The sequence below is a fragment of the Enterobacter sp. JUb54 genome (assembly GCF_014298075.1).
Classification (GTDB): Bacteria; Pseudomonadota; Gammaproteobacteria; order Enterobacterales; family Enterobacteriaceae; genus Klebsiella; species Klebsiella lignicola.
This window is the reverse complement of sequence record NZ_CP060418.1, coordinates 994,505-1,012,985: the sequence shown is the minus strand read 5'-3', so window position 1 is coordinate 1,012,985 and position 18,481 is coordinate 994,505. Positions and strand designations below refer to the sequence as shown.

Here is an 18,481-nt window from a genome sequence, read left to right as displayed (position 1 = left end):
GGCACAGTTATTGTTAGTGAATATACAGCGCTGGCCGTCGACCGCTCAGCAATCATTACGCTCGTCATTCACTACCAGGATCGCAAAATGAAAACTGTTAACGAACTGATTAAGGATATCAATAAGCTCAACTCTAACCTTCATGACAAAGACTTCCTGCTGACGTGGGAACAGTCTCCGGACGAACTGCGACAGGTACTGGATGTCGCCGATGCATTAAAAACCCTAAGGGCCGAAAATATTGCCACTCAGGCCTTTACCAGCGGTCTGGGTATTTCCGTGTTTCGCGATAATTCGACCCGCACGCGCTTTTCTTATGCCTCGGCGCTCAACCTGCTAGGCCTGGCGCAGCAGGACCTCGACGAAGGTAAATCGCAGATTGCCCACGGTGAAACCGTGCGCGAAACCGCCAACATGATCTCCTTCTGTGCCGATGTCATCGGCATCCGCGACGACATGTATCTCGGCGCCGGCAACGCCTATATGCGTGAGGTCGGCGATGCGCTGGATGACGGCTTCCAGCAAGGTGTGCTGCCGCAGCGCCCGGCGCTGATCAACCTGCAGTGTGATATCGACCACCCGACCCAGGCGATGGCTGACCTTGCCTGGCTGCGCGAGCATTTTGGCTCGCTGGAAAACCTGAAGGGCAAGAAAATCGCCATGACCTGGGCCTACTCCCCCAGCTACGGCAAACCGCTTTCAGTCCCGCAGGGGATTATCGGCCTGATGACCCGCTTTGGGATGGACGTCACCCTGGCGCATCCTGAAGGCTATGACCTGATCCCCGATGTTATCGAAGTCGCCAGAAACAATGCCGAAGCCTCCGGCGGCAGCTTCCGTCAGGTCACCGATATGGCGGAAGCGTTCCGTGACGCCGACATCGTCTATCCCAAATCCTGGGCTCCTTACAAGGTCATGGAGAAACGCACCGAACTGCTGCGCGCCAGCGACCATGAAGGGCTGAAAGCCCTGGAACAAGCCTGTCTGGCACAGAACGCCAACCACAAAGACTGGCACTGTACCGAAGAGATGATGACGCTCACCCGCGGTGGCGACGCATTGTATATGCACTGCCTGCCTGCCGATATCACCGGCGTCTCCTGTGAAGAAGGGGAAGTGACCGAGGCCGTTTTCGAAAAATACCGTATCGCCACCTACAAAGAAGCCAGCTGGAAGCCTTACATCATCGCCGCCATGATTCTGTGCCGCAAATACGCCAGACCCGGCCAGCTGCTCCAGCAACTGCTCACCGAAGCACAAAAACGCGTCAAGTAACCGACCAGGCTGGCCCGCGGGCCAGCATAACCGCCTCCGCAATGCAGGATAAGGACAGTGTATGTCTGCTTTCTCTCTGAAAATGGATATTGCCGATAACCGCTTTTTCACCGGCGAAACATCGCCGTTGTTTTCGCGCCAGCAGGCGCAACAGGCACGTCATTTTCATCAAAAAATCGCCGGTTACCAACCGACGCCGCTGTATTCGCTGAAATCGCTGGCGACCCTGTTCGGCGTAAAAACGATTCTGGTCAAAGATGAATCACAGCGCTTTGGTCTTAACGCCTTCAAAATGCTGGGCGGCGCCTACGCCATCGCGCAGCTGCTCTGTGAAAAATACCATCTCGATATTGCCGATTTCTCTTTTGAAACCTTCCGCTCCGGCATGAAAGACAAGATGACCTTCGCCACCACCACCGACGGTAACCACGGTCGCGGGGTCGCGTGGGCGGCGCAGCAACTGGGGCAGAATGCGGTGATTTATATGCCGAAAGGGTCTGCTCAGGAGCGGGTTGACGCCATCCTGCGCCTTGGCGCCGAGTGCATCGTTACCGAAATGAACTATGACGATACCGTCCGCTTCACTATGCAGACCGCGCAGAAAAACGGCTGGGAAGTGGTGCAGGACACTGCCTGGGAAGGCTACAGCAAAATCCCGACCTGGATTATGCAGGGTTACGCCACCCTCGCCGATGAAGCAGTCGAGCAAATGTCGGCGATGGGAATAGCCCGCCCGACTCACGTATTCCTGCAGGCCGGGGTCGGCGCGATGGCCGGCGGGGTACTGGGATATCTGGTGGATACTTTTGGCGCCCGCCAGCTTCATTCGGTGATCGTCGAGCCAGAACGGGCGGACTGCCTGTATCGCTCTGGGGTCAAAGGCCACATCGTTAACGTTGGCGGCAGCATGGCGACGATTATGGCCGGCCTCGCCTGCGGTGAGCCCAACCCGCTGGGCTGGGAGGTGCTACGAAACTGCGCCACCCAGTTTATCTCCTGTCAGGACGCGGTCGCCGCCCTTGGGATGCGCGTCCTCGGCAACCCCACCGGCGATGACCCACGGGTAATTTCTGGCGAGTCCGGCGCCGTCGGTCTGGGCATTCTCTCCGCCATTCATTTCCATCCGCAGCGCGATGCGCTGATGAACAAACTGGGCCTCGACCGCGACTCGGTGGTGTTAACCATCAGCACCGAAGGCGACACCGACGTGACGCACTACCGCGAGATCGTCTGGGAAGGTAAATATCCGGCGGCGCCCGCCCCTCTCTGAACCCTATGACTTCATCCCGCGATGCGGGAAACACGAACTGGAGACCTGATTCATGGCTAAGCAAATTCCCTTTAAACTGATTGTTGAAAAAGCGAACCACTACCAGCAGGACATGACGCGTTTTCTGCGCGATATGGTGGCGATCCCCAGCGAAAGCTGCGACGAGAAGCGCGTTGTCCACCGCATTAAAGAAGAGATGGAGAAGGTCGGCTTCGACAAAGTCACCATCGACCCGATGGGCAACGTGCTCGGCTACATCGGCCACGGCCCGCGACTGGTGGCGATGGATGCGCACATCGATACCGTCGGCATCGGCAACATCAACAACTGGAACTTCGATCCCTATGAGGGCATGGAAACCGATGAGCTGATCGGCGGTCGCGGGACCTCTGACCAGGAAGGCGGAATGGCCTCGATGGTCTATGCCGGCAAAATCATCAAAGACCTTGGTCTGGAAGACGACTATACCCTGCTGGTTACCGGCACCGTTCAGGAAGAGGACTGCGACGGTCTGTGCTGGCAGTACATCATCGAGCAGAGCGGTATTCGCCCGGAGTTTGTCGTCAGCACCGAACCGACGGACTGCCAAATCTATCGCGGCCAGCGCGGGCGCATGGAGATTCGCGTCGATGTCCAGGGCATCAGCTGCCATGGTTCCGCGCCGGAGCGCGGCGATAACGCCATTTTCAAAATGGGGCCGATTCTCAACGAACTGCAGGAGTTGTCTCAGCGTCTCGGTGATGATGAGTTTCTCGGCAAAGGCACCCTGACGGTGTCTGAAATCTTCTTCACCTCCCCCAGCCGCTGCGCCGTCGCCGACAGCTGCGCGGTCTCCATTGACCGCCGCCTCACCTGGGGTGAAACCTGGGAAGGGGCGCTGGATGAGATTCGCGCCCTGCCTGCGGTGCAACAGGCCGGAGCGGAGGTGTCGATGTACCACTACGAGCGCCCGTCATGGACCGGTCTGGTCTACCCGACCGAATGCTACTTCCCGACCTGGAAAGTGGAAGAGAACCACTTCACCGTCCGCGCCCTGAGCAACGCCTACGAGGGGCTGTTTGGCAAAGCACCGGTGGTCGACAAATGGACCTTCTCCACCAACGGCGTCTCAATCATGGGCCGCCACGGCATTCCGGTGATCGGTTTCGGGCCGGGTAAAGAGCCGGAAGCCCACGCGCCGAATGAAAAAACCTGGAAATCGCACCTCGTGACCTGCGCTGCAATGTATGCCGCCATCCCGCTGAGCTGGCTGGCAACTGAATAATCTTGTCTGCATCTCCTCCCGTCGCCTGGCGACGGGGGTCTGGAGGCTTTATGCGCGTACTGATTAAAAACGGCACCATCGTTAACGCCGACGGTCAGACACAGCAGGATTTGCTTATCGAAAACGGTCGGGTCAGCCGCATCGCCCACCAGATAACCCCTGACCAGCCCTGCGATACCATCGATGCCGAAGGGTGCTACGTGATGCCCGGCGGCATCGACGTTCACACTCACTTTAATATTGATACCGGACTCGCCCGCAGCTGTGATGATTTTTTTACCGGCACCCGCGCCGCCGCGTGTGGCGGTACAACAACCATCATCGACCATATGGGCTTCGGCCCGGCCGGTTGTCGGCTACATCACCAGTTGGAGGCCTATCACGGTTACGCCGCCTACAAAGCGGTGATCGACTACAGCTTTCATGGCGTTATCCAGCATATTAACCACGCCATCCTCGATGAAATTCCGATGATGGTCGAGGCGGGGATCAGCAGCTTTAAGATCTACCTGACCTACCAGTACAAACTCAATGATGATGAAGTCCTGCAGGCGCTGCGCCATCTGCATCGCGCCGGTGCCTTAACGACCGTGCACCCGGAAAATGATGCCGCCATCGCCCAAAAACGCGCCGAGTTTCTCGCCGCCGGGAAAACCGCGCCGCGCTATCACGCGTTAAGTCGACCGCTGGAGTGCGAAGCCGAAGCCATTGCCCGGATGATCAATCTGGCGCAGCTGGCGGGTGATGCGCCGCTGTACATCGTCCATCTCTCCAACGGCCTGGGGCTGGATTATTTACGCCTGGCCCAGGCCCGCCGCCAGCCGGTTTGGGTCGAAACCTGCCCGCAATACCTGCTGCTCGACGACCGTTGCTACGAGCGGGAAGACGCCCTGCAGTATCTTCTGAGCCCGCCGCTGCGCAACGCCAGCCACAATGATGCCCTGTGGTGCGGCATCAGCGATGGCGCCATTGACGTGGTCGCCACCGACCACTGCGCCTTCTCGATGGCCCAGCGCCAGCAGCTTTCCGGCGGCGATTTCAGCCGCTGTCCGAACGGCCTGCCGGGAGTGGAAAACCGCCTGCTGCTGCTGTTCTCACACGGGGTGATGACCGGGCGTATCACGCCGGAGCGCTTCGTGGCGCTGACCAGCGCGACCCCCGCCAGGCTGTTTGGCCTGTGGCCGCAAAAAGGCCAGCTTGCGCCCGGCGCCGATGGCGATGTGGTGATCATCGACCCACGGCGGACCACCACCATTCACCACGAGATGCTCCACGACAACGCCGACTACTCGCCCTGGGAGGGGTTTATCTGCCAGGGCGCGATCCGCCAGACCCTGTCTCGCGGCAGAGTGATCTTTGATAACGGCCATTTTACCGGCACCGCAGGCCAGGGCCGTTTTTTGCGTCGCAGTCCCTTCTCCACCGCTCAGGCCCCCGTCAACGGGCACGCATCGTAAAGTGAGGAATCCATGAGTAAGAAAATTGTTCTCGCCCTCGGCGGCAATGCCTTAGGCGACGATCTGGCCGGGCAAATGCAGGCCGTCAGGCAAACCGCGCAGGCCATCGTTGACCTGATTGCCCAGGGGCATCAGGTGGTTGTCACCCACGGCAACGGCCCCCAGGTCGGGATGATCAATCTCGTCTTCGAAGCCGCGGCGAAAACCGAAGCCCACACCCCGATGCTGCCGATGTCGGTCTGCGTTGCCCTGAGCCAGGGGTACATTGGTTACGATTTACAAAATGCCCTGCGCGAAGCGCTGCTCTGCCGCGGCCTGTCGGTACCGGTCGCCACCCTGATTACCCAGGTCGAAGTCAGCGCTGACGATCCTGCTTTTCAGCATCCGACCAAACCCATCGGCTCCTTCTTCAGCAAAGAGGAAGCAGACCGCCTGAGTGAACAGGGGTATACCCTGAAAGAGGATGCCGGACGCGGCTACCGGCGGGTTGTGGCATCGCCCCAGCCGGTGGATATCGTCGAGAAGGAGACGGTGAAAACGCTGATGGAGGCCGGCCACGTGGTGATTACCGTCGGCGGCGGCGGCATCCCGGTGATTCGCGAAGGCCAGCATCTGCGTGGTGCCAGCGCGGTCATTGATAAAGACTGGGCCAGCGCCCGGCTGGCGGCGATGATTGACGCCGACATGCTGATTATCCTTACCGCAGTGGAGAAAGTGGCGATCAATTTTGGCAAACCGGAGCAACAGTGGCTGGATACCCTCTCGCTCAGCGATGCCGAACGCTTTATTCAGGAGGGCCAGTTCGCTAAAGGCTCGATGCTGCCGAAGGTGGAGGCCGCCGTGTCCTTTGCTCGCTCCCGCCCGGGGCGCAAAGCCTTAATTACGGTGCTGAGCAAAGCCCAGGAGGGCATCGAAGGGAAAACCGGCACGGTGATCATGAGTTAACGCTGTCCGCCTGATAGCAACAGACCCGGCACATCGCCGGGCCTGTTGCTATGCCACGTACTCACAGGTATCAGGCTACCGTCAGTACCACCTCTTTTGCTTTCACTCCCCGGTGCATCAGCGTCATCAGCGCTTCCAGCACCCCGCCGCCGATTGCCCTGGCTTTGTCCGATACGCTGGTATAGTCAGCTTCGGCGCCGCGCGGGTCGATATCGCCGATTTTAAAACCGCTGTTGACCACCAGCCCGTCGTTCAGTAGCCCGCGCACCATACCGCCCAGCGGTGCCGGAATATCGTGATTACCAACGGTCGCGATGATCTCGCCCTCTTTGACGATATCCCCCAACTGTACTCTGCCATTCATAACCCCCGCCGCCGGGGCGCGGATCACCCGCCGGGAGGTGTGGCCCTGGATATTGCCCGGGATCCCGGTATTTTCCTGGGCACAGCCCTGATAAATCACCTGCCCCAGCCAGTGCCCACGGTTGGTTTCTACCACCGCGTGACAGGCTTTGCCGACGCAAAATCCGGGGCCAAGGGCAATGACCACCGGAGCCATCCCGCTGTGGGTGCCGGTGTTCTCTTTTGCCAGAATCGCATCGACCACGCTGGCGGGTTTGAGCTCGGCCAGTGAATCACAGAGAGGGTCAACCAGCAGCGGGATCGCGCCACTTTCAACGATGCTCAGCGCCTCTGATACCGATGAGACGCGCCGCGCCATCACCCCTTCAACGGTCATCTCGCCCTCAAATATCGCCTGGGCAAAGGCCACGCTGCGGCGGATCACCGTCGGTTTTTCCACCTCCAGCATCACCACCTTAAACCCGGCATGCCACAGGCGCAGCGCGACGCCGGTGGCGATATCGCCAGCGCCGCGGATCACCACCAGCGAATGTCGTGAAGGATGCGCAGCCGCCATCATCAGCCCTCCCGGGGCATGATTTTTGACCTGCAGGATCTCGGCCAGGACGCTGATAGCAATCTCATTGGGCGTCTCGGCGCCAATGTTATAGCCCACCGGCGCATGCAGGCGCGCGATCTGTGATTCCGCCACGCCGTTTTCCCGCAGCTGGCGTAAGAAAACCTGCACCTTGCGGCGGCTGGCCAGCAGACCAAGCCAGGCCAGCGGCTGCGTAATCAGGCGGTCCAGCGCTTCACGGTCTTTATTGTTGGTGGCAATAAGCACGAAATTGTCCGGGCGGATCGCCAGTTTCTCGACGGCGGCGCTGAACGATTCGGCATGTATCAGTTGTGTGGCAGGAGGGAAGTATTCCGGGTTAAGGCTCTCCCGGTAGATATCTGTGACGACGATATCAAACCCCAACAGCGCGGCGCTCTGCGCCACGGCGCGGTTGACGTGTCCGGCGCCGATCAGCACCAGCCGCGGGCGCAGACCGTGGACGCTAATATAGACCGACATAGCGCCCCCGCAGTCAGAGCCGACGGCATCGTTACCGCTGCGCGTCATCCGGCCATGAAACATGCGCGAAGCCTTTTCCCGCAGCGCCGCCAGCGCCTCATCGATCACCTTTCGCTCGACCATGCCGCCGCCGATCGTCCCCACGATAGTACCGTCCTCGCAGACCAGCATCTGGGCCGAGTGCCGTGGCGTCGAGCCCCGGCTGTCGACGATCTGGGCCAGGGCGAACGGCCGGTTTTGTGCTTCGAATTTTGCAGCTTCAGAGAAAATATTCATAACGACCTCAATGGCTATCCCTTTCATCCCGGCACGGGTCTCACTCGTCTGCGCCTGATTGCCGGTCGCTCCTGTACGGCGCCGGCCCAGATGGCATCCACATCGCCCTGCTGAAGCAGGTCGTCGACGGGCAAATTCTCATTTTGAGAAAGCTGATTCAGCAGCCAGATCCGGCGAGCCTGTCGCGGCGCGCCTTTAAAAGCCCCCTGGGGATGTTGAATCAGACGATGCAACATCGGCCAGTCCAGCCTCGCGCCTGCTTCAGCCCCGGTGATACGGGAAAAAAGAGGCCAGCGATGAACGCTGTCTGGCCCGATGTACTGCCCGAGCAACCCGGCGCCCGTCACGGCAATGACGCAGCGACAGGATAACGGGATGCAAGGTTCGTGCTGATCTGGCGCTTTGAGTGCAAAACCGTGAGCGCCGTCAGCTTCGACCAGCACCACGTCGACCTTTGCCTGGGCCAACAGCGCATCCAGTTGTGCTGGGGTAAAGCCTTTCACTTTTCCCGCCTGCGGCAGCCAGCGGGAGAAACAGGCCTGCAGCGGACGTTGCCACACCGCATCCGGCAGCTTTCCCGGATCGCGACAGAACATCACCGGCATCCGCTGCGGCAGATACATCTGGGTGGTGGTGGTTAGCAGCACCCGCCGTCCGGCCCGACAAAACAGTTCAGCCAGCCACAATAACGTGCTGGTTTTACCTCCGGCGCCCACCGCAGCAATAAGCAACGGACGGGCAAACGCATCTGAATCACAAAACAGATCGGCAACGTGCGGTATATTTTCCATTCTTCAGCTGCAACTCCATTATATAAAGAGGCCTATGAAGCACATCGACTGTATTATTACTGCCGCAGGATTATCCACCCGGATGGGGCAATGGAAATTGATGTTACCCTGGCAGAATGGAACGATTCTTGATGCAAGTATTAAAAACGCCCTGCAGTTCTGTTCGCGTATTATTCTGGTCACCGGTTTTCAGGCCGAACAGCTCGCGGCACGCTACGCCGACGACCCGCGAATAACGCTGGTGTATAATGCCGATTATGCGCAGGGATTGTTCTCATCGGTGCGCTGCGGAGCCCTTGCCGTGAATAGCGAATACTGTTTTATCACCCATGGCGATCTGCCTTGTCTCACCCCGCGGGTATTTCGCACCCTCTGGCCTTTACGCCATCAGGGCGCAATCCTGCCGGTTTATCAGGGTACGCCGGGCCATCCAATTCTTATTGCACGAGAGATATTGCTACAGCGCCTGGCCTGCGCCACCGGGACTTCCGTTCGCCAGGCGTTACTGGGCGGCCCGCACCGCCAGCTGGCCCTCGATTATCCCGAGATTATTTTTGATGTTGATACCCCTGCCGACTTTACTCGCCTGCATCAATATAACGCGACGTCGCAATGACCCACAGTCGCCCATGTTCGCTACGGCAAAATTATCATTGTGATAGCCTCACGATAATTTTGAGAAATAAATAAAACCCCGCTCGGTGAGTGATTTTAATTCGCATTTCCGTCATGTGATGCATTTCATAAACCACGATTAATATCCGATCCCTCTCACAATTTCATACCATGTCCTGTTCATTATTTAATAACTGGTGTGATTGTTGCTCCTTCTCTCTTAATTCATCAGCGCGTTTGCCCTGCGGGCCATGCGCATTCACCGATTCATCTAAGGAGAGGGTTATGGGAGATATTATGCGTCCGGTTCCATTTGAGGAATTATTGACGCGCATCTTTGATGAATACCACCAGCATCGTTCCATATTTGGTATTCCCGAACAGCAGTTTTACTCACCGGCCCGCCAGCAGCGGATCACCGTGTTCGGCGAACCGTGCGCGACCCCGGTCGGGCCTGCCGCCGGGCCGCATACCCAACTGGCGCAAAATATTATTACCTCCTGGCTCACCGGCGGGCGGTTTATCGAACTGAAAACCGTGCAAATCCTTGACCGGCTGGAGCTGGAAAAGCCCTGTATCGACGCCGAAGATGAATGTTTCAACACCGAATGGTCGACCGAATTTACCCTGCAGAAGGCCAGCGACGAGTATCTGAAAGCCTGGTTTATCCTGCATCTGCTGGAAGAGATCCTGCCTCTGACGCCGATGGAGGCGGGGAAATCGTTTATTTTCAATATGAGCGTCGGCTACAACCTCGACGGCATCAAGCAGCCGCCGATGCAGCAGTTTATCCACACCATGCTCAACGCCACCAGCCAGCCGGAGTTTGCCCGCTATCGCGAAATCCTCGACCGCTGGCTGCATGACGACGCGTTCCTGGTTCGCCACCAGCTCGACGATATCCGCCCACGACTGGCGACGCTGGCGCAGCGCATCCCCGCCACCCTGGTGCAGGGCGTCACGCTCTCGACCATGCACGGCTGCCCGCCCGACGAGATTGAAGCCATCTGCCGCTATATGCTGGAAGAGAAAAACCTCAACACCTTCGTCAAGCTCAACCCGACGCTGCTGGGCTATTCGCGGGTGCGTGAAATACTCGATACCTGCGGCTTTGGCTATATTGGCCTCAACGAGGCGTCGTTCGAGCACGATCTGAAAATCGACCGGGCGCTGGAGATGCTGGCGCGCCTGATGCAGCTGGCAAAAGCGCGCGACCTCGGCTTCGGCGTAAAACTGACCAATACCCTCGGGACCGTCAACAACAAAGGCGCGCTGCCCGGAGACGAAATGTACATGTCCGGACGAGCGCTGTTCCCGCTCTCCATTAACGTCGCCGCCCTGCTCTCCCGGGCGTTCGACGGCAAACTGCCCATCTCCTACTCCGGTGGTGCCAGCCAGCTGAACATTCGCGAGATCTTCGAAACCGGGATCCACCCGATTACCATGGCGACGGATCTGCTCAAACCCGGCGGCTATTTGCGGCTTAGCGAATGCATGCGCGAACTGGAGCAGTCCGATGGCTGGCACATGAAACAGGTCGATGTGCAACGGCTGAACGCCCTGGCGGAAAAAGCCGTCACCATGGACTACACCCAGAAACAGTGGAAACCCGATGAGCGCATTGATGTCGGGGAAGCGCTGCCGCTGACCGACTGTTACGTTGCCCCCTGCGTGACCGCCTGCGCCATCAAACAGGATATCCCGGAATATATCCGCCTGATGGGAGAACGTCGCTATGCCGAGGCGCTGGATCTGATTTATCAGCGTAACGCGCTGCCGGCGATTACCGGCCATATCTGCGACCACCAGTGCCAGAACAATTGCACCCGCCTGGATTACGACAGCGCGCTTAACATTCGCGAGCTGAAAAAAATTGCCCTGGAAAAAGGTTGGGACGACTACCAACGCCGCTGGCATAAACCGGCGGGTTCCGGCAGCCGCCATCCGGTGGCCGTCATTGGTGCCGGACCGGCGGGGCTGGCTGCTGGCTATTTCCTCGCCCGTGCCGGCCATCTGGTTACGCTGTTTGAGCGTGAGGCCAACGCCGGCGGCGTGGTGCGCAATATCATCCCGCAGTTTCGTATACCAGCCGAACTCATTGAGCAGGACATCGATTTTGTCGTCCGTCACGGCGTCGATATTGTCTACGGCTGCGACCCGCATCTGAGCGTTGAACAGCTGCAGCAAAAAGGGTTCCAGTACGTGCTGGTCGCCACCGGGACCGATAAAAACAGCGGCGTGACGCTGCGCGGCGATAACCCCAACGTACGCAAATCGCTGCAGTTTCTACGGGAATATAACCGCGGCGATAACCTGAAGCTGGGGAAACATGTCGCCATTATTGGCGCGGGGAATACGGCGATGGATTGCGCCCGCGCGACCCTGCGCGTGCCTGGCGTCGAGCAGGCGACGATCGTCTACCGCCGTTCACAACAGGAGATGCCGGCCTGGCGCGAAGAGTTTGAAGAAGCCCAGCACGATGGCGTGGCGTTCCGTTTCCTCAACAACCCGGAACGATACGACGCCGACGGGACGCTGACGTTGCGCGTGATGACCCTCGGCGAGCCGGACGAAAAAGGACGCCGCCGCCCCGTAGATACCCCTGAAACCTGCACGTTGCAGGTGGACACGCTGATCACCGCCATCGGCGAGCAGCAGGACAGCGACGCGCTGGCGGCGATGGGCATTCCGCTCGATGAACACGGCTGGCCGGAAGTGGCCGCCGACGGCGAAACCCGCAAGCCCAACGTTTTCCTGATCGGCGACGTGCAGCGCGGCCCCTCGTCCATCGTCTCGGCCATCGGCAATGCCCGGCGGGCCACGGACGCCATTCTGGCGCGCGAAAATATCCTCAGTCACCATGGTAATAAGCACTGGAATAACGTCGACCCGGCGGAGATCTATCGCCGCAAAGGCGCCATTGCGGTTGCCGAGGTCAGCCCGGACGACCGCGAGGCGTTCGTTACGCAAGAAGCGGCCCGCTGCCTGGAGTGTAACTACGTCTGCAGTAAATGCGTGGATGTCTGTCCTAACCGCGCCAACGTCTCCATCGCGGTACCGGGCTTTAAGAACCGTTATCAGACCCTGCACCTTGACGCTTTCTGCAATGAATGCGGCAACTGCGCGCAGTTCTGTCCGTGGCAGGGTAAACCCTATAAAGACAAAATCACCGTCTTTAGCCTCGCCGAGGATTTCACTCACAGCAGCAACCCCGGTTTTCTGATTGATGCACGCCAGGTGCACATCCGCCAGAACCAGCAAACCTGGCTGCTGACTATCGATGACAGCAGCCAGTTTGATGAGGTTCCCTCACCGCTGTCCGACATGTGCCGCATCATCAGCCATGTTCATCGCCACCACCGTTACCTGCTAGGAGCCGTCGAAGTATGAACATTCTGATACTGAAAAACGCCACCGTCGCGCAACTGCACCCGGCGAGCGTACAAGACAATGTCGATATTGTTATCGACAACGATACCATCCTCGAGGTAGGCCCTGACCTGAGCCAGCGCTATCCGCAGGCCACCGTCAAAGCGATGCAGGGTCGGCTGGTGATGCCGGGCAACGTCTGCTCACACAACCATTTTTATTCCGGGTTATCGCGCGGTATTCAGGCCACTATCCCACCGTGCCCGGATTTTATCTCAACGCTCAAAAACCTGTGGTGGCGACTGGACCGCACGCTGGATGAAGAGTCGCTGTACTACAGCGGCGTCATCTGCGCGCTGGAGGCGATCCGCAGCGGCTGCACCGCGGTTATCGACCATCATGCTTCGCCTGGCTATATTGCCGGGTCGCTAAGCCAGCTACGGCGCGCTTTTTTGCAGGTGGGGCTGCGCGGGATGACCTGCTTTGAGACCACCGATCGTAACAGCGGCGCCAAAGAGCTGCAGGCCGGCGTAGAGGAAAATATCCGCTTTGCGCGGGAAATCGACAGCGCACGGGAACAGGGCAGCACGCCCTATCTGGTCGAAGCGCATATCGGCGCTCACGCGCCGTTCACGGTGCCGGATGAGGGCCTGGTAATGCTGGCCGAAGCCCTGAAAGCCACCGGGCGCGGGCTTCATATTCACGCGGCGGAAGATCGCTATGATGTCTCCCATAGTCACCATCATTACGCCAAAGACCTGCTGGTGCGGCTGGCTGAGTTCGACCTGCTCGACCACAAAACCCTGGTTGCCCATGGGCTCTATTTATCCGATCGCGACATTGAATTGCTGAATGCCCGGGACGGTTTTCTGGTGCATAACGCCCGCTCCAACATGAACAATCACGTCGGCTATAACCAACGGCTGGCGGCGTTCCGTAACCTGGCGCTCGGCACCGACGGCATCGGCTCGGATATGTTCGAGGAGCTCAAGTTTGCCTTCTTCAAACACCGCGACGCCGGCGGACCGCTGTGGCCGGACAGCTTTGCCCGCGCGTTGAGTAACGGCAATGAACTGCTCAGCCGCAACTTTAACGCCCGGTTTGGCCGGATTGCCGCGGGGTACAAAGCCGATTTAACCTTCTACGATTACCTCTCCCCGACGCCGTTTGTGGCGGAGAATATTGCCGGCCACCTCGCCTTCGGGATGGGAAGCAGCCACGTGCATAGCGTGATGGTCAACGGGGTGATGGTGTACGAAGACCGGCAGTTTACCTTTGACTGTGAGCCGATTTTTGCCGAAGCCCGCAAAGCGGCGGCGAAAATGTGGCAGCGGATGGACGCCCTGGCCTGAGGCGGCTCCGGTTTTCCAACAACCGTAGTGAATATCATGCTGGTCACCCGAGGTGGCCAGCATGTTTTTTTACAGCGTTAACAGGCTGGCGGTGGCAACGTTACGCTGCTTTTGTAACGCCGCCAGCGTCTCTTCGGTCATCACGCTAAGCGCCGCGGTCGGGCAAACATCCATACAGGCTGGCCCGCGCTCGCGCCCCTCGCACAAATCGCATTTGACGATCGCCGGTGGATGTTCGGCGGCGGTCACAACGGTGATAGCGCCAAAGGGGCAGGCCACCACGCAGCCCTGACACCCGATACAGCGCCCGGCATCCGCCTCTACCCGCAAGTTCCCCATCGTAAGCGCCCCGACTGGACAGGCGGTCACGCAAGGGGCGTTTTCACACTGATGGCACATCACCGGCACGCTGAGGGTATCGAGACGCATCACCTTCAGACGCGGATGAAACGCCGCGCCTTCGGCCATATGCGCCAACGCGCAGGCGACCTCACAGGTGCGACAGCCAATGCACGACTGCGGACTGGCAACGATAAAATGCGTCATACCTCCTCCTTGTGCCTGAACAGCGCCAGCATGTCGTTGGCCGCCTGACGCCCGGCCACCATCGCCGTCACCACCAGGTCAGCGCCGTGCACCGCATCCCCACCGGCAAAAATCTTGTCATTAGCGGTCTGCGTAACGCCGCGCCCTTTGCCGCCGGTGCAGATCTGCCCCCAGCGGTCGAGCTGAACGCCCTGCCCGCGCAGCCACGGCATCTCGTGCGCCTGGAAACCAAACGCCATCACCAGCACATCCGCCGGCAGTTCAAATTCGGATCCCGGCACCGGCTGCGGTCGACGGCGTCCATCGGCTCCCGCCTCGCCCATTGCGGTACGGATCATCCCGACCGCGCTGACCTGACCTTTGCGGTTACGCAGGATGTACTGCGGCTGAACGTTAAACTGGAACTCGACCCCTTCTTCGCGGGCGTTCACCACCTCTTTTTTCGACCCCGGCATGCTGAGCTCGTCGCGGCGATAGGCGCAGGTTACGCTGGTCGCCCCACGGCGGATCGCAGTACGCAGGCAGTCCATTGCCGTGTCGCCGCCCCCCAGCACCACCACCCGTTTACCTTTAATCTCGGTTAACGGGTACTCCGGGCTCTCTTCAATCCCCATCACCTCACGGGTGCTGGCAATCAAAAACGGCAGCGCCTGAATCACCCCCGGCGCGTCTTCACCTTCCAGACCAGCCGCCATCAGGCCGTAGGTCCCGACGCCCAGAAACACCGCGTCATATCCCGCCACCAGGTCGCTAAAGGCGACATCGCGCCCCACTTCGTGATTGAGATGGAAGGTAATCCCCATCTCGCTGAAGATCGTCCTTCGGGCCTGCAGCACGCTTTTGTCCAGCTTGAAGGGCGGGATACCGAAGGTCAGCAGGCCGCCGATTTCCGGATGCTTGTCGAAAACCTCCACCTGTACGCCCGCGCGGGCGAGGATATCCGCGCACCCCAGGCCAGCCGGGCCAGCACCGACCACCGCCACCCGCTCTTTTCGCGCAGTGATATTACCGACGCCGGGCCGCCAGCCCATCGCCAGCGCGCTATCGGTGATATAGCGCTCAAGATTACCGATAGCAACCGCCCCGCTGCCCTTTTTCAGGGTGCAGGCCCCCTCACACAGGCGATCCTGCGGGCACACCCGACCGCAAATTTCCGGCAGGGAACTGCTTTGATGACACAGCTCCGCTGCCGCCACCACATCGCCCTCCTGAACCAGACGAATAAAGTCCGGGATGTGGTTATGCAGCGGACAGGTCCAGTTGCACCAGGCTTTCTGTGCGCAGTAGAGGCAGCGCTCGCTCTCATATTGCGCCTTGTCGGCGTCCAGCCCGTGGTAAATCTCGGCGAAGTGGGCCTTACGCGTCTCGGCGTCGACTTTTTTCGCGCCGACGCGCGGCACCTTATTCAGCAAGGCTTCACGTCGTTCCTGTTGCCGAGGCGCAGGCGCCTGCCCCTGAGCCGCACGAATTTGCCGTTCACGGCGCAGCCGCTCGATAGCGGCATCATCCATCAGCGTCAGCGCCTGCGTCGGGCAAGCAGCGACACAGGACGGCTGACCAGAGGGATGTTCACTACAGAGATCGCACTTCTGCGCCAGCAGCGGCTGCTCATCCCCGGCGGCGGCCATCTCGATGGCGCCAAAAGGACAGGCAATCACGCAGTTTTTACAGCCAATACAATCCGCCTGCTTAAGCTGAATGCTGTTATTCGCCCGATACAGTGCCTGCGTCGGACACGAGGTGACGCAGGGGGCGTCGTTACAGTGGTGACAGGTGGTGGCGCTGCTCTGCTTATGGTGGAAGACAACGTGGATACGCGGAAGAAAGTCACGACGCTGTGTCGGCCAGGCATCCTGGTGATGCCCCGTCACACAAGCTATCTCACAAACATGGCAACCAATGCAGCGGGCGGCATCGGCGACAATAAATCGATTCATGTGCGTCCCTTTTATTATTCTGAATAAGTACAAGGGTCACGATGCAATAATCAGGCGCTTTTTACGCCCCGCTGACTGACAGATTGATTTTTGCGAACCGCCTCAAAGAAACAAGCCCCCGCTCTCCGGCCGGACCGACACCCGCCCACGGCACGCTGAATCATCTTGCGATTCAGAATGATTTGATTCCTATCATAATGAGACGTCTCAGCGTCTCGCCCGCCGCAAGACCCCGCACGACCATCACACAAACGCTACGTTCTGTGACCATCGACGCATTTCAGCAACGTTCTAGCGCACTTGCCAAAAACTGGCACTCCCTAAGCATATTCACAGCAGGTCTTTGTCATTGTTATTTATCCCTCTTCCCGACCCCGCCTCTTAGAGAGGCTCGTCGGATAATAAGGAGTAAAACAGTATGAGCGCCATTGATTCTCAGCCACCATCGGTCTCTGGCAGCCCCCACACAACAGATGAGGTGGATCGTGTCTTGTCTCCGGGGAAGCTGGTTGTTTTGGGTTTGCAGCACGTTCTGGTTATGTATGCCGGCGCCGTCGCCGTGCCTTTGATGATCGGGGACAGGCTGGGGTTAAGTAAGGAGACGGTCGCGCTCCTGATTAGCTCCGACCTGTTCTGCTGCGGCGTGGTCACGCTGCTGCAATGTATCGGTATCGGCCGCTTTATGGGGATTCGTCTGCCGGTCATTATGTCGGTGACCTTTGCCGCCGTGACGCCGATGCTGGCGATCGGTATGCATCCCGATATTGGCCTGTTGGGGATTTTCGGGGCGACAATCGGCGCCGGGATCATTACCACCCTGCTGGCACCGCTTATCGGGCGGCTGATGCCGCTGTTTCCCCCGCTGGTTACCGGGGTCGTTATCACCTCTATCGGCCTGAGCATAATGCAGGTCGGGATCGACTGGGCCGCCGGCGGTAAAGGCAACCCCGATTACGGTAATCCGGTCTATCTGTGCATCTCCTTCGCCGTGCTGCTGTTTATCCTGCTGGTCACCCGCTTTGCTAAAGGGTTTATGTCGAACGTCGCCGTGCTGCTGGGGATCGTGTTCGGCTTTTTTCTGTCGATGATGATGAATGAAGTGAACCTGACCGGCCTGAATGATGCCAGTTGGTTTGCGATAGTCACGCCGATGGCGCTGGGGACGCCGGTCTTCGACCCGATCTCAATTATCACCATGACCGCGGTGGTGATCATCGTGTTTATCGAGTCGATGGGGATGTTTCTGGCGCTCGGGGAAATTGTCGGTCGCAAACTCACGCCGCAGGATATCGTGCGTGGGCTGCGTGTTGATGGTATCGGCACGCTGTTTGGTGGACTGTTCAATAGCTTCCCGCATACTTCATTTTCCCAGAACGTCGGTCTGGTCAGCGTGACTCGCGTCCACAGCCGCTGGGTTTGCGTCGCATCGGGAGCCATTCTGATCATGTTCGGGATGGTGCCAAAAATGGCGGTACTGGTAGCCTCTATCCCGCAGTTTGTGCTGGGCGGCGCGGGGCTGGTAATGTTCGGCATGGTGCTGGCAACCGGCATCCGTATCCTGGCGCGCATCAACTATTCAACCAACCGCTACAACCTGTATATCGTTGCCATCAGCCTTGGCGTGGGGCTGACGCCAACCCTGTCGCACGATTTTTTCTCAAAATTCCCGGAAGTGCTGCAGCCGTTGCTGCACAGCGGCATCATGCTGGCCACATTCAGCGCGGTGACGCTCAACCTGTTCTTCAACGGTTACAACAAACATACCGGCCTGATCCCCGACAGCCAGGCCGCGAAACGTCAGCCACGCACCATGCGCATGTGGCTACTGATGCGCAAAGTTAAAGAACACCAGAACGAAGAGTAACCCTCGCTGCCGTGGCGCCGGAGCAGGTTCTGGCGCCACTCCCTTTTTCCGCGCAGGTTCTGCGCCACTTCAGGAGCCATTGCCATGCTATTACGCGTTG

The 18,481-nt window shown here is 59.1% G+C and carries 13 protein-coding genes; 9 read left to right on the top strand and 4 right to left on the bottom strand.

Annotated features, from left to right (window positions below; all coding sequences use genetic code 11):
* Positions 1–87 precede the first annotated feature (87 nt).
* The 5 genes from ygeW (at position 88) to arcC (ending at position 6,211) form a co-directional block, all read left to right on the top strand.
* Positions 88–1,275 (top strand): knotted carbamoyltransferase YgeW, encoded by a 1,188-nt coding sequence (gene ygeW, locus HF679_RS04520; protein ID WP_123754614.1) that lies wholly within the window; start codon positions 88–90, stop codon positions 1,273–1,275.
* Positions 1,276–1,336: 61 nt separating this feature from the next.
* Complete coding sequence (dpaL, locus tag HF679_RS04515) at positions 1,337–2,545, top strand: diaminopropionate ammonia-lyase (RefSeq protein WP_123754615.1); 1,209 nt, start codon at positions 1,337–1,339, stop codon at positions 2,543–2,545.
* Positions 2,546–2,597: 52 nt separating this feature from the next.
* On the top strand, positions 2,598–3,809 hold the full coding sequence (locus HF679_RS04510) for a YgeY family selenium metabolism-linked hydrolase (protein ID WP_123754616.1): 1,212 nt from the start codon (positions 2,598–2,600) through the stop codon (positions 3,807–3,809).
* Between the two features lie 50 nt (positions 3,810–3,859).
* A complete protein-coding gene (gene hydA, locus HF679_RS04505) occupies positions 3,860–5,266 on the top strand; it encodes a dihydropyrimidinase (protein ID WP_123754617.1) in 1,407 nt (468 codons plus the stop codon).
* Between the two features lie 12 nt (positions 5,267–5,278).
* A complete protein-coding gene (arcC, locus tag HF679_RS04500; RefSeq protein ID WP_187042652.1) occupies positions 5,279–6,211 on the top strand; it encodes a carbamate kinase in 933 nt (310 codons plus the stop codon).
* 70 nt (positions 6,212–6,281) lie between these two features.
* Here arcC and yqeB read toward each other — a convergent pair whose 3' ends face one another.
* Together yqeB and yqeC are read right to left on the bottom strand one after the other, a co-directional pair.
* Positions 6,282–7,907: a selenium-dependent molybdenum cofactor biosynthesis protein YqeB gene (gene yqeB, locus HF679_RS04495; RefSeq protein WP_123755492.1), complete on the bottom strand. Its 1,626-nt coding sequence runs from the start codon at positions 7,905–7,907 to the stop codon at positions 6,282–6,284.
* Between the two features lie 23 nt (positions 7,908–7,930).
* Entirely contained in the window at positions 7,931–8,698 is a 768-nt protein-coding gene (gene yqeC, locus HF679_RS04490) for a selenium cofactor biosynthesis protein YqeC (protein ID WP_187042651.1), read from the bottom strand.
* A gap of 34 nt (positions 8,699–8,732) precedes the next feature.
* Here yqeC and HF679_RS04485 point away from each other — a divergent pair, with 34 nt between their 5' ends.
* The 3 genes from HF679_RS04485 to ssnA all read left to right on the top strand — a co-directional run bounded on the left by HF679_RS04485 (position 8,733) and on the right by ssnA (position 14,034).
* Positions 8,733–9,314, top strand: a complete 582-nt coding sequence (locus HF679_RS04485; protein WP_187042650.1) for an NTP transferase domain-containing protein — start codon at positions 8,733–8,735, stop codon at positions 9,312–9,314.
* Between the two features lie 284 nt (positions 9,315–9,598).
* The gene (gene ygfK, locus HF679_RS04480; protein WP_187042649.1) at positions 9,599–12,703 is read left to right on the top strand and encodes a putative selenate reductase subunit YgfK; all 3,105 of its coding nucleotides are present in this window, start codon (positions 9,599–9,601) and stop codon (positions 12,701–12,703) included.
* Positions 12,700–14,034 (top strand): putative aminohydrolase SsnA, encoded by a 1,335-nt coding sequence (ssnA, locus tag HF679_RS04475; protein ID WP_187042648.1) that lies wholly within the window; start codon positions 12,700–12,702, stop codon positions 14,032–14,034. Before ygfK ends, ssnA begins: the two co-directional genes overlap by 4 nt.
* A gap of 69 nt (positions 14,035–14,103) precedes the next feature.
* On the opposite strand, the gene HF679_RS04470 is transcribed toward ssnA, so the two are convergent.
* Both HF679_RS04470 and ygfT read right to left on the bottom strand, forming a co-directional pair.
* Positions 14,104–14,580, bottom strand: a complete 477-nt coding sequence (locus HF679_RS04470; RefSeq protein ID WP_123754623.1) for a 4Fe-4S dicluster domain-containing protein — start codon at positions 14,578–14,580, stop codon at positions 14,104–14,106.
* Complete coding sequence (gene ygfT, locus HF679_RS04465) at positions 14,577–16,517, bottom strand: formate-dependent uric acid utilization protein YgfT (RefSeq protein ID WP_123754624.1); 1,941 nt, start codon at positions 16,515–16,517, stop codon at positions 14,577–14,579. The genes HF679_RS04470 and ygfT overlap by 4 nt, the downstream gene beginning before the upstream one ends.
* Before the next feature lie 418 nt (positions 16,518–16,935).
* On the opposite strand from ygfT, the gene HF679_RS04460 reads away from it, so the two are divergent.
* The gene (locus HF679_RS04460) at positions 16,936–18,381 is read left to right on the top strand and encodes a nucleobase:cation symporter-2 family protein (protein ID WP_123754625.1); all 1,446 of its coding nucleotides are present in this window, start codon (positions 16,936–16,938) and stop codon (positions 18,379–18,381) included.
* Positions 18,382–18,481: the final 100 nt, after the last annotated feature.